The 10414-nt window shown below is 71.2% G+C and carries 13 protein-coding genes; 8 read left to right on the top strand and 5 right to left on the bottom strand.

Annotation, left to right across the window (positions count from 1 at the left end; genetic code table 11):
• Window positions 1–91: 91 nt before the first annotated feature.
• The 3 genes from AB0E02_RS38975 to AB0E02_RS38985 all read right to left on the bottom strand — a co-directional run bounded on the left by AB0E02_RS38975 (window position 92) and on the right by AB0E02_RS38985 (window position 2232).
• Complete coding sequence (locus tag AB0E02_RS38975; protein WP_030415993.1) at window positions 92–319, bottom strand: hypothetical protein; 228 nt, start codon at window positions 317–319, stop codon at window positions 92–94.
• Window positions 320–474: 155 nt separating this feature from the next.
• Window positions 475–1500 carry a glutaminase gene (locus tag AB0E02_RS38980; RefSeq protein ID WP_362149462.1) on the bottom strand — a complete coding sequence of 342 codons (1026 nt, stop codon included), beginning with the start codon at window positions 1498–1500 and terminating at the stop codon, window positions 475–477.
• A 9-nt stretch (window positions 1501–1509) separates the two neighbouring features.
• Window positions 1510–2232, bottom strand: a complete 723-nt coding sequence (locus tag AB0E02_RS38985; RefSeq protein ID WP_362149465.1) for a helix-turn-helix domain-containing protein — start codon at window positions 2230–2232, stop codon at window positions 1510–1512.
• Window positions 2233–2410: 178 nt separating this feature from the next.
• Between AB0E02_RS38985 and AB0E02_RS38990 the strand changes: the two genes are divergently transcribed.
• Window positions 2411–2644 (top strand): hypothetical protein, encoded by a 234-nt coding sequence (locus AB0E02_RS38990; RefSeq protein ID WP_362149468.1) that lies wholly within the window; start codon window positions 2411–2413, stop codon window positions 2642–2644.
• Window positions 2645–2964: 320 nt separating this feature from the next.
• Window positions 2965–3555 (top strand): N-acetylmuramoyl-L-alanine amidase, encoded by a 591-nt coding sequence (locus AB0E02_RS38995; protein WP_362149471.1) that lies wholly within the window; start codon window positions 2965–2967, stop codon window positions 3553–3555.
• Window positions 3556–3663: 108 nt separating this feature from the next.
• Here AB0E02_RS38995 and AB0E02_RS39000 read toward each other — a convergent pair whose 3' ends face one another.
• Window positions 3664–3876 carry a hypothetical protein gene (locus AB0E02_RS39000; protein ID WP_362149474.1) on the bottom strand — a complete coding sequence of 71 codons (213 nt, stop codon included), beginning with the start codon at window positions 3874–3876 and terminating at the stop codon, window positions 3664–3666.
• 351 nt (window positions 3877–4227) lie between these two features.
• Here AB0E02_RS39000 and AB0E02_RS39005 point away from each other — a divergent pair, with 351 nt between their 5' ends.
• Window positions 4228–4956 carry an XRE family transcriptional regulator gene (locus tag AB0E02_RS39005; RefSeq protein WP_362149477.1) on the top strand — a complete coding sequence of 243 codons (729 nt, stop codon included), beginning with the start codon at window positions 4228–4230 and terminating at the stop codon, window positions 4954–4956.
• A gap of 58 nt (window positions 4957–5014) precedes the next feature.
• Window positions 5015–5926, top strand: a complete 912-nt coding sequence (locus AB0E02_RS39010; protein WP_362149480.1) for a pyridoxal-phosphate dependent enzyme — start codon at window positions 5015–5017, stop codon at window positions 5924–5926.
• Between the two features lie 63 nt (window positions 5927–5989).
• Here the strand turns inward: AB0E02_RS39010 and AB0E02_RS39015 are convergent, their stop codons facing one another.
• Window positions 5990–7591, bottom strand: a complete 1602-nt coding sequence (locus tag AB0E02_RS39015) for a Na+/H+ antiporter (protein WP_362149483.1) — start codon at window positions 7589–7591, stop codon at window positions 5990–5992.
• 59 nt (window positions 7592–7650) lie between these two features.
• Between AB0E02_RS39015 and AB0E02_RS39020 the strand changes: the two genes are divergently transcribed.
• From AB0E02_RS39020 to AB0E02_RS39035, 4 genes are all read left to right on the top strand, one after another.
• A complete protein-coding gene (locus AB0E02_RS39020) occupies window positions 7651–7911 on the top strand; it encodes a UBP-type zinc finger domain-containing protein (protein ID WP_030806356.1) in 261 nt (86 codons plus the stop codon).
• Between the two features lie 64 nt (window positions 7912–7975).
• On the top strand, window positions 7976–8464 hold the full coding sequence (locus tag AB0E02_RS39025; protein ID WP_362149487.1) for a GNAT family N-acetyltransferase: 489 nt from the start codon (window positions 7976–7978) through the stop codon (window positions 8462–8464).
• Between the two features lie 291 nt (window positions 8465–8755).
• Window positions 8756–9169, top strand: a complete 414-nt coding sequence (locus tag AB0E02_RS39030; protein ID WP_030413515.1) for an anti-sigma regulatory factor — start codon at window positions 8756–8758, stop codon at window positions 9167–9169.
• A 43-nt stretch (window positions 9170–9212) separates the two neighbouring features.
• The gene (locus AB0E02_RS39035) at window positions 9213–10172 is read left to right on the top strand and encodes an RNA polymerase sigma factor SigF (RefSeq protein WP_261957436.1); all 960 of its coding nucleotides are present in this window, start codon (window positions 9213–9215) and stop codon (window positions 10170–10172) included.
• Window positions 10173–10414 lie beyond the last annotated feature (242 nt).

Raw genomic sequence — 10414 nt, forward strand, 5'->3', positions numbered from 1 at the left:
TCGCAATCCACATCGAAACCAGAAGGCCCTCGCCTCTTTCAAGGACCGCTCAAGGCATGTCGCCTGTCACCAACGTCCCGGGACAGCACACCTAGTGCCCGGGCTGCTCCCGCAGGTACTGCGCGCCGCACAGGAAGCAGAACGGCTCGGCCTTCGGCGTGCCCCAGGCTTCGGCCGTCTGGGTGGCGGCGGCCGGGGCCAGGTCCCGTCCGCACATCGCGGTGGTGCTGCCGATGCGCGTCATGTGCCAGAGCTTGACCGGGGTGTCCTCGTGCGGCAGCAGACCTTCCTCGTACTCGGCGCGGATCTCGTGCTCCATGGCGGTCCACCTCCTACCCTTACGATGCGCCAGCGGGTCGGGGGCCACAACGGCAGCCGGAACGGCCGGCCGCTGCCCGGAACCGGGCAGGTGCCGACGGCCCGCCGGTGCTCGTCACCCGGCGTCCAGAACCCCGAGGCCGAGAAATCCGGTGCTCAGAACACCGACCAGCCGGTCAGCGTCGTGAAGTGGTCCAGCGCCGCGGCGCCCGCGACGGAGTTGCCGCGGGCGTCCAGGCCCGGGCTCCAGACGCACAGCGTGCAGCGGCCGGGGATCACGGCGAAGATGCCGCCGCCGACACCGCTCTTGGCGGGCAGCCCGACCCGGTAGGCGAACTCCCCGGCCGCGTCGTACGTACCGCAGGTCAGCATCACCGCGTTGATCCGCTTGGCCTCGCGGGCCTCCAGCAGCCGGCTGCCGTCGGCGCGCAGCCCGTGGCGGGCCAGGAAGCCGCCGGCCACGGCCAGATCGCGGCAGCTCATCTCGATGGAGCACTGCCAGAAGTAGTGCTGGATGACGCTGGGGACCGGGTTCTCCAGGTTGCCGAAGGACGCCATGAAGTGGGCGAGCGCGGCATTGCGGTCGCCGTGCGCGGCCTCGGAGTCGGCCACCGCCTGGTCGAAGGCCAGCTCGGGGTTGCCGCTCTCCTCGCGCAGGAAGTGCAGCATCGAGGTGCTGGCGTCACCGGTGAGGGTCTGCAGCCGGTCGGTGACGACCAGCGCGCCCGCGTTGATGAACGGATTGCGCGGAATGCCGTTCTCCGCCTCCAGCTGGACCAGCGAATTGAACGGCGTACCGGAGGGCTCGCGGCCGACCCGCTTCCAGATGTCGTACCCGCCGGGGCCACCGGAAGCACCGCTACCGCCGGAAGCCCCGTTACCGCCGCGCGCACCGTTACCGCCGTGCGCGCCGTTGCCACCGTGGTTGCCGTCACCGCCCTGGCTGCCGGGGCTCTGGGCCATCACCAGCGCCAGCGAGAAGGTCTTGGAGATGGACTGCACGGAGAACGGCACCTCCCAGTCGCCGACCCCGTACACCTCGCCGTGGATGTCGGCGACCGCGATCCCGAACCGGTCCGCGGACACCCGTTCCAGCGCCGGTATGTAGTCGGCGACCTGTCCCTGTCCCACGTACGGCCTGGCGTGGGCCGCTACCTCCTGGAGAACGGCCTGGTAGTCCATGCGCACACGCTAACCCGAGCCGAGCAGCGCCCCCATCGGGGCCCCCGCCAGCGACTTCACCTCGCGGGCGAGGTGGGCCTGGTCCGCGTATCCCGCGCGCACCGCGACCTCGGCGTACGGCATTCCGGCACGCGCCAGCTCCAGGGCCCGCACGAAGCGGAGCACCCGGGCGAGCGTCTTGGGACCGTAGCCGAAGGCGTCCAGGCTCAGGCGGTGCAGCTGGCGTTCGCTCAACGCGACCGCCCGGGCGACCTCGGCCACCGGCCGGCCGCGGGCCAGCGCAGCGGCGACGGCGGCGGTCCGGGCGTCACCCGCGGCCCCCGCCGCGGCCTGCCGGAGCCGCGCCCCGGCCGCCTCCTCCAGCACCCGGCCCACCCCCGCCGTCACCCCCGCCGCCGCCCGCTCGGTCAACTCCCGTACGTGCGCCGCGGGCCACAGGTCCGCCAACGGGACGCGCCGGTCGCGCAGTTCGTGTGCCGGTACGCCGAAGACGGCGGGGCCCTGGCCCGGCGCGAACCGCAGCCCGGTGTAGCCCGTGCCGGGCGGCACACCACCGGGGTGGTACGGCCCGGTGTCCGGGCCCGCCACCAGCAGCCGGCCCTCACTCCAGATCAGGTCGGTGCAGCCGTCGGGGAGTACGGGGCGCGTCGACGGCCCGGTGGTGTTGGTCCACAGCACCGCACCGTCCACCCGCGACGCCCGCTCCCGGTACCCCCGGGTCGCATCGGGCACCTCGGGCACATCAGGCACATCGAGTATGCCGAGGACCCCGGGTGCCCCGAGTACCCCGCATACACCGGCTGGCTCATCCGTCTCGCGCCGTTCGCCCACGTCCCCCAGCCTGGCACGGGAACCTCACGGCCGTCCGAGCCGTTGATCCCTTACGACACGGACCGCACGGAGGTGGCAGATGTCAGGGTTTCTGGACCGCGCCAAGGAGCAGGCGCAGAGCGCGCTCAACCAGGGCAAGCAGAAGGTCGAAGAGGTGCAGCAGCACCGCCTCGGCAGCGACCTGCTGAAGAAACTGGGCGCCGCGTACTACGCCGAGAAGCGGGGCAGCGGTACCCCCGAGGCGACCCAGAAGGCGCTCAACGCCCTCGAAGCACACATCAGCGCCCACGGGGACGCCTTCCTGCACAGCTAACGGCCAACGGCCAAGGGCCAGGGCCGGCTGGCAACACACAACGCACCACCCGAAGCGGAAGACCACAGCCGGAGCGGAACGCCACAGCCGAGGCGAAAGCCGAAGCCTGCCCGGTCTGCCTGGGTCTGCCCGGGTCTGCTGGGGCCTGCTCGGGCCTGCCCGAGGCCAGGAAGAACCCCTCGGCCGAAACCGCTCGTACACCCACCGAACGACCGATCCGTTTTTTTGCGTTCCCCTCCACCGGCGCGCCGCCATCCCGTACAAGCGAGACAGCAGGCGGTGCGCGGACGGCGGCCGCCGCGTCCCGTATCGGAGTGGCCATGTCCGAACCGCTGTCCGCCGCCCGCTTCCTCGCGGCGCTCAAGGCCGAGGACCTCAAGGTCGTCGAAATCGACGGCTGGCAGACGCACAACCGCAACAGCAAGGGCCCATGGGGCCCGGTGCACGGCGTGATGGTGCACCACACCGGCACCGCCGGCGCCAAGGACACCGTCAAGGTCTGCCACGACGGCCGGCCGGACCTGCCGGGGCCGCTGTGCCACGGCGTGATCACCAAGGACGGCACGGTGCACCTGGTGGGCTACGGCCGCGCCAACCACGCGGGCCTGGGCGACGGCGACGTCCTGCGCGCGGTGATCGCCGAGAAGCGGCTGCCCCCGGACAACGAGGCCGACACCGACGGCAACCGCGCCTTCTACGGCTTCGAGTGCGAGAACCTCGGCGACGGCCACGACCCCTGGCCCGAGGCCCAGATGGCGGCCCTGGAAAAGGCCGCGGCAGCCGTCTGCCGGGCCCACCACTGGACCGAACGCTCGGTCATCGGCCACCTCGAATGGCAACCCGGCAAGATCGACCCCCGCGGCTTCACCATGCACTCCCTACGCAACCGCATCGCGGCCCGGCTGAAGTGACGGACGAGCTGGAGTCCCCGACTCTGCCTGGCGGAGCCTGTGACCCGACGTGCCCGGCCGGCGGCGGCGACCGGCCGACACAACCGATGCCGGACCGGCCCGGCGAGGTCAGTGGACGCGGATGAGAGCCATGCGGATCGCTTGGGCCAACTGCTCCGCGTGGTCGGACCGGATCATGCCCAGGTCGACGTACGAGGCCCCCGAGTGCGTCACCACCGGCCGCACCTTCGCCGCGGCGGCCTCCGGGAGGCCGAGGACGGCCATCGCCGCCCGTAGCGCTTCCGCGGCGCTTTCGGCCCGGCCGCGACTCTCTCGCCACATCTGCATGTCCATCCCTACCGTCCCCTGCGCTGCCGGTGCTTCGGGTGGGCAGCAAGTTCCACATTGCAGTCGGAGACACGGGAGTAATCCCCGCTGATCCGGGCCTCGCTGCGCTGCCCGACCAAGGCCGCACAGACGTCGCACCCTTCGGTGGCCTCGGGCTGAGTCGCCGGCGACATCAGATCCACCGGGCCTTGCACGGTTGTCGGCTGTGTCTTCACACTCCGATGCTGGCCTGCGCTTTCGGACGTATCTTCTCCGTGGCCGGGACAGTTGGGCCGTTGCAGGCATACCGTCGAAACGGCCCAAACGTCCGAGGGGGAAGGCTTGAACGTCGCCCTACGATCAGCTATGGCGGATGCCGGTCTCACGCCCCGAAAGCTCGCGGCCCGGGTCGGAGTCACGGGCAAGACCGTGGAACGGTGGCTGGCGGACCCCGGACTGATACCGCATGCAAGCAATCGTGAGGACGCCTGCCGGGCGTTGGGAGTCGATGAAGAGATGCTGTGGCCCCAGGCAGTGAAGGACCGGATCAAGACCGGAAACGACCGCGAGCTCGTCCACTCGTACCCGTACCGGTCCGCCTGCCCATCCACGGTGTGGGCTGAGCTTGTCGAAGGGACCACCGAGGAGCTGTTCCTCGCCGGATACACGAACTACTTCTTCTGGAGCCAGGTCCCCCGGTTCGCCGACACGATCCGCAGCAAGGCGGAGGACGGGTGCCGGGTCAGGTTCCTGCTGGGTGACCCGGCCGGTGAGGTCACCAGGCAGCGGGAGGCGGTCGAGGGCGTCGCCCTGAGCGTGTCCACCCGCATCCGGATCACGGAGGAACACCTCGAACGGGTCGGGGCCGTACCGGGCCTGGAGGTGCGCTACAGCAGTGCGGACGACGCCGTGAACCATGTGTCACTGTCCGTGTTCCGATTCGACCGCGAGGCACTGGTCACACCTCACCTGGCCCGGCTCGTCGGCCACGACTCGCCGCTGTTGCATCTGCGCCGTCAGGGCGACGGCGGGATGTTCGGCCGTTTCGCGGAGCACGCCGAAGAACTGTGGAGCCGCGCCGTACCCGCGGGCTGAGCGCCGTGGCCAGTGGGCTGAGCCCCGGCCTAGCCCGGACAGCGGCCACACTGGAGAGGTGAACGCCCCGATAGACCCGACCGCCGCCCTCCACCCCCGCCTCCCCTCCCCCCTCCAGGAGGTCGAGGACGAGGTCTTCGCGCGGCGTGGGGTGCGGCTGTTGCTGAAGCGGGACGATCTGATCCATCCGGATCTGCCGGGGAACAAGTGGCGCAAGCTGGAGCCGAATCTGCGGGCTGCGGCCGCGGCGGGGGCGCGGACGTTGCTGACGTTCGGCGGGGCGTACTCCAACCATCTGCGGGCGACCGCGGCGGCCGGCCGGTTGCTGGGGTTCGGCACCATCGGTGTGGTCCGCGGTGACGAGCTGGCCGGTGCGCCGCTCAATCCGTCGCTGGCCCGCTGCGCGGCCGACGGGATGCGGCTGTGCTTCCTCGACCGGGACCGCTACCGGCGCAAGTCCGAGCCGGAGGTGCTGGCCGCCCTGCACGACCGGTTCGGCGCGTTCCACGTCCTCCCGGAGGGCGGCAGCAACGCCCTTGCCGCACAAGGCTGTACGGAGCTGGGCCGGGAGCTGCGCGGGGTGGCGGACACGGTCGGGGTGGCCTGCGGCACGGGCGGCACGCTGGCCGGTCTCGCCGCGGGGCTGGGCCCGGGCCGGCAGGCGCTCGGCTTCGCCGTATTGAAGGGCGGCCGCCCGCACTTCCTGACGGGGACGGTCGAGGAGCTGCAGCGGGCGGCGTTCGGCGGGCCCCGCGGCGACTGGCGGCTGGAGGACCGCTTCCACTGCGGCGGTTACGCCCGCCGCACGCCCGAACTGGACACGTTCGCGGACGCCTTCGAGCGGCGGCACGGGCTGCCGCTGGAGCGGGTCTACGTCGCGAAGCTGCTGTACGGGCTGACCACGCTGGCCGAGGAGGGCGCGTTCCCGGCCGGCAGCACGGTCGCCGCGGTGATCACCGGCGCGCCCTGAGGCTCGCGTGACCGGCCGGCGTCGGGACGCCTGCTTCAGGACGCCGACGCCAGGACGCCGGCGTCAGGAGGCGCCCTCCCGGTATGCCGTCGCCTCCTCCAGGTCGAGCCGGCGCAGCAGCGTGCGCAGCATCTCGTCGTCGATCCGCCGGGCGTCCCGCAGCCGGACGAAGACCCGCCGCTCGGTGTCGATCATTTCCCGGGCCAGCCGCCGGTAGGTCTCGTCGGCGGACTCCCCGGTCACCTCGTTGACCGCGCCGAGCCGCTCCCACACGGAGTTGCGGCGGCGTTCCATGACGGTGCGCAGCCGGTCCGAGAGCGGGCCGGGCAGTGCGTTGCGCTCGTCCCTGAGCAGTTCCGTCAGGCGTTCCTCGGCGGCCCGGGACGCCTCGTTCTGGGCCTCGGCCTCGGCCAGCGTCTCGGCCTGCGCGTCCCGGCCGGGCAGCCGCAGGGCGCGGATCAGTGCGGGCAGGGTCAGGCCCTGGACGACGAGGGTGCCGATGACAGTGGTGAAGGTCAGGAAGAGCACCAGGTCGCGGCCCGGGAAGGGCCCGCCGCCCTGCACGGTGGCCGGCACCGAGAACGCGATGGCCAGCGACACCACCCCGCGCATCCCGGCCCAGCCGACGATCACCGGCGCGGTCCAGTTCACTCCGGGCTCGCGGGCGCGGATCCGGGCGGAGAGCAGCCGCGGCAGGAAGGTCGCGGGGAAGACCCAGACGAAGCGGGCCCCGACCACGACGACGAACACCACCGCCGCGTACGCCAGCGCCGGGCCCGCCCCGTACGCCCCCAGGCCGCGCACCACGACCGGCAGCTGGAGCCCGATCAGCGCGAAGACCGCGGACTCCAGCAGGAAGGAGATCACCTTCCACACGGCGTCCTCCTGCAGCCGGGTCTCGAAGTCGACCTGCCAGGACCGGTGCCCCAGATAGAGGCCCACCACGACGACGGCGAGCACCCCGGAGGCCCCGACCTGCTCGGCCGCCGCGTAGGCGACGAACGGGATGAGCAGCGAGAGGGTGTTCTCCAGCAGCGCGGACTCCAGCAGCCGGACGCGCAGCCAGTGCAGCGGCACCATCAGGACGACCCCGATGCCGATGCCGCCCAGGGACGCCAGGGCGAATTCCTTGATCCCGTCGCTCCAGGTGGCACCGGCGCCGACGGCCGCGGCCACCGCCACCTTGTAGGCGGTGATCGCGGTGGCGTCGTTGACCAGGGATTCGCCCTGCAGGATCGTGGTGATCCGGTGCGGCAGGCCGAGCCGGCGGGCGATGGCGGTGGCCGCGACGGCGTCCGGCGGGGCGACGACCGCCCCCAGGACCAGCGCCGAGGTCAGCGGCAGGTCCGGGACGAGGAGGTAGGCCGCGTACCCGACCACCAGCGTCGCGAACAGCACGTAGCCCACCGACAGCAGCGCCACCGGCCGCAGATTGGCCCGCAGGTCCAGGTAGGAGCTTTCCAGTGCCGCGGTGTGCAGCAGCGGGGGCAGCACCAGCGGCAGCACGATGTGCGGATCGAGGGTGTAGTCCGGCAGGCCGGGGATGTACGACGCGGCGAGCCCGGCGGCCACGAGCAGCAGGGGTGCCGGCACCGGTGTCCTGCGGGCCAGCCCGGCGACCGCCGCACTGCCCGCGACCAGCAAGAACAGCGCCATCACAGCCATCTGCCCGTTCCGTCCCCTCACCCCGTCGCCGTCCGTCCCGGCGATCTAACCTGGCCATCATGAGCGAGTGCACGCACATTGCCGGACTTCCGCGCGCCGAACCGGCGCCGTTGAGCGCCACCTGCCGGGAGTGCGAGGCGGTCGGCAGCCATCCCGTACAGCTGCGGCTGTGCCTGGTCTGCGGGCACGTCGGCTGCTGCGATTCCTCGCCGTACCGGCATGCGACGGGCCATTTCCGGGAAACCGGGCACGCGGTGATGCGGACCTTCGAGCCGGGCGACTCCTGGCGCTGGTGTTTCGTCGACCAGAAACTGGTCTGAGGCGGAAGCCGGGTGCGGGAAAACCGGTGTGAGGTCCTCCCCGGCGTCCGTTTAGCCTTCAAGAATGATCCGCGAAGCGACCCCCGACGACGTCCCCGTCCTCCTTGCCATGATCGGCGAGCTGGCCGCCTACGAACGTGCCCCCGAGGCCGCCCGGGCCACCGAGCCGCAGCTGAAGGAGGCGTTGTTCGGACCGCAGCCGGCGGCCTTCGCGCTGATCGCCGAGGCCGACGACGCTCCGGTGGGCTTTGCCCTGTGGTTCCGGAACTTCTCGACGTGGACGGGCACGCACGGTGTCTATCTGGAGGACCTCTACGTCCGCCCCGAGGCGCGCGGCGGCGGCCACGGCAAGGCGCTGCTGGCCGCCCTCGCGGAGATCTGCGTGGCCCGCGGGTATGAGCGTTTCGAGTGGTCAGTCCTGGATTGGAATGAACCGTCCATCGGTTTTTACCGGTCGATCGGTGCCCGGCCCATGGACGAATGGACGGTCTTCCGGCTCACTGGAGAGGCACTGCACAACCTCGCGGGCGCCTCACGCGTCAACGCAGGGTAATCACCCGCGATTTGGCGGTGCACACCTCTAGCCACTGTCCGTACCCGTGGATTTACAATCAGTGACAGCGGGGAGGTCCGGTGACGCGGGCCGTTCGCCGCCCGGAGAGCAGTCGTGCCTCTTCCGGGCGACATCGGCCCGCAGATCGCGATAGCGTCGCAGCCGAACCATGTGCCGCGCCGGATCGTTCTCCTTTCACCCGAGGGGAGAAAGGACCGGCGCGAAATATCCCCAACCACGCGAATATCGCGCATTCCAGCTCAACCAGCTTGTGCCACCTTGGAGGTGAGGGTGTCCCAGATCGCAGGCGAGCCCGGGACTCAGGACTTCGTGGAAGTCCGTCTGCCCGCTGCGGGTGCCTACCTGTCCGTGCTGCGTACGGCCACGGCCGGGCTCGCAGCCCGCTTGGACTTCACCCTCGACGAGATCGAGGATCTGCGCATCGCGGTCGACGAGGCCTGCGCGATCCTGCTGCAACAGGCCGTCTCCGGCAGTGTGCTGAGCTGCGTCTTCCGCCTGATCGACGACGCACTGCAGGTGACCGTGTCCGCCCCGACGACCGACGGCCGTGCCCCGGAGCGCGACACCTTCGCCTGGACGGTGCTCTCCGCACTGGCCGGCAAGGTGGATTCCACCGTCGCCGAGGACCGTACGGTCACCATCAGTCTGTACAAGGAGCGCGGCGCCGGTCCCGGACCGTCATGACCGAACAGGGGGCCCCGTGAAAGATCTCGAACGCGGCGGGCGGATGGCGTCCAGTGCGACCATCCCCGGTCAGCAGGCCCGGCCGCATCCGGTGGGCGTAGACGACCACGGCGGCCGGTTGGACGCGGCGGAGCAGGCAGAGCGGGCGGACCACATGGACCAGAGCGAGCAGCAGGGGCAGCAGGCGCATCGGCATGATGCTCCGGCTCCCGACGACACGCTGCAGGAACCACAGCATTCCCAGGAGCCGCAGGACCGCAACGGCGCCCGGGCGATGTTCTACGAGCTGCGCAAGCTGCCCGACGGCTCACCGGAGCGCGCCGAGCTGCGCAACACCCTCGTCCGCATGCACCTCCCGCTCGTGGAGCACCTGGCCCGCCGGTTCCGCAACCGCGGCGAGCCCCTCGACGACCTGACCCAGGTCGCCACCATCGGCCTGATCAAGTCGGTGGACCGCTTCGACCCGGAGCGCGGCGTGGAGTTCTCCACGTACGCCACGCCCACGGTCGTCGGCGAGATCAAGCGGCACTTCCGCGACAAGGGCTGGGCGGTCCGCGTCCCGCGTCGCCTCCAGGAGCTGCGGCTGTCCCTGACGACGGCGACCGCCGAGCTCTCCCAGCGGCACGGCCGGGCACCCACGGTGCACGAGCTGGCCGAGCACCTGTCGATCTCCGAGGAAGAGGTCCTGGAGGGCCTGGAGTCGGCCAACGCCTACAGCACGCTGTCCCTGGACGTCCCGGACACCGACGACGAGTCGCCGGCCGTCGCCGACACCCTCGGCGCGGAGGACGAGGCGCTGGAGGGCGTCGAGTACCGCGAGTCCCTCAAGCCGCTGCTGGAGGACCTCCCGCCGCGCGAGAAGAAGATCCTCCTCCTCCGCTTCTTCGGCAACATGACCCAGTCCCAGATCGCCCAGGAAGTCGGCATCTCCCAGATGCACGTCTCCCGCCTCCTGGCCCGCACCCTGGCCCAACTCCGCGACAAGCTCCTCGTGGAGGAGTGACCCACGGTAGCCACGGGAATACCCACCCACCCGCCAACGTTGTGGCCCAGCAGGGGGCGCTCACGCCCCTTAGGGGATCTGTTCGACCTCCCCCTAGGGGTCCCCAAAGCCCCTTGTATCCCCAACGCCCACCCCCACTCACCTCTTCCCCTCCCCCAACGGGAGGGGACGGGCCGGAGGGGCCGGTTGTGTGGACGTAAAGCGACAGCAGTCCACACAACCGGCCCCCGAGGCCCCGCACC

This window comes from Streptomyces sp. NPDC048196 (assembly GCF_040652715.1).
GTDB classification, from domain to species: Bacteria; Actinomycetota; Actinomycetes; order Streptomycetales; family Streptomycetaceae; genus Streptomyces; species Streptomyces siderophoricus.

Excerpts from the sequence above, each read along its gene's own strand:
- AB0E02_RS39000 (WP_362149474.1), bottom strand. The coding sequence starts at position 3,876 with ATGTGGCGAGAGAGTCGCGGCCGGGCCGAAAGCGCCGCGGAAGCGCTA.
- AB0E02_RS39025 (WP_362149487.1), top strand. The coding sequence starts at position 7,976 with ATGATCCGCGAAGCGACCCCCGACGACGTCCCCGTCCTCCTTGCCATG.
- AB0E02_RS38980 (WP_362149462.1), bottom strand. The coding sequence starts at position 1,500 with ATGGACTACCAGGCCGTTCTCCAGGAGGTAGCGGCCCACGCCAGGCCG.
- AB0E02_RS39020 (WP_030806356.1), top strand. The coding sequence starts at position 7,651 with ATGAGCGAGTGCACGCACATTGCCGGACTTCCGCGCGCCGAACCGGCG.
- AB0E02_RS38995 (WP_362149471.1), top strand. The coding sequence starts at position 2,965 with ATGTCCGAACCGCTGTCCGCCGCCCGCTTCCTCGCGGCGCTCAAGGCC.
- AB0E02_RS39015 (WP_362149483.1), bottom strand. The coding sequence starts at position 7,591 with ATGGCTGTGATGGCGCTGTTCTTGCTGGTCGCGGGCAGTGCGGCGGTC.
- AB0E02_RS38975 (WP_030415993.1), bottom strand. The coding sequence starts at position 319 with ATGGAGCACGAGATCCGCGCCGAGTACGAGGAAGGTCTGCTGCCGCAC.
- AB0E02_RS39035 (WP_261957436.1), top strand. The coding sequence starts at position 9,213 with ATGGCGTCCAGTGCGACCATCCCCGGTCAGCAGGCCCGGCCGCATCCG.
- AB0E02_RS38990 (WP_362149468.1), top strand. The coding sequence starts at position 2,411 with ATGTCAGGGTTTCTGGACCGCGCCAAGGAGCAGGCGCAGAGCGCGCTC.
- AB0E02_RS39005 (WP_362149477.1), top strand. The coding sequence starts at position 4,228 with ATGGCGGATGCCGGTCTCACGCCCCGAAAGCTCGCGGCCCGGGTCGGA.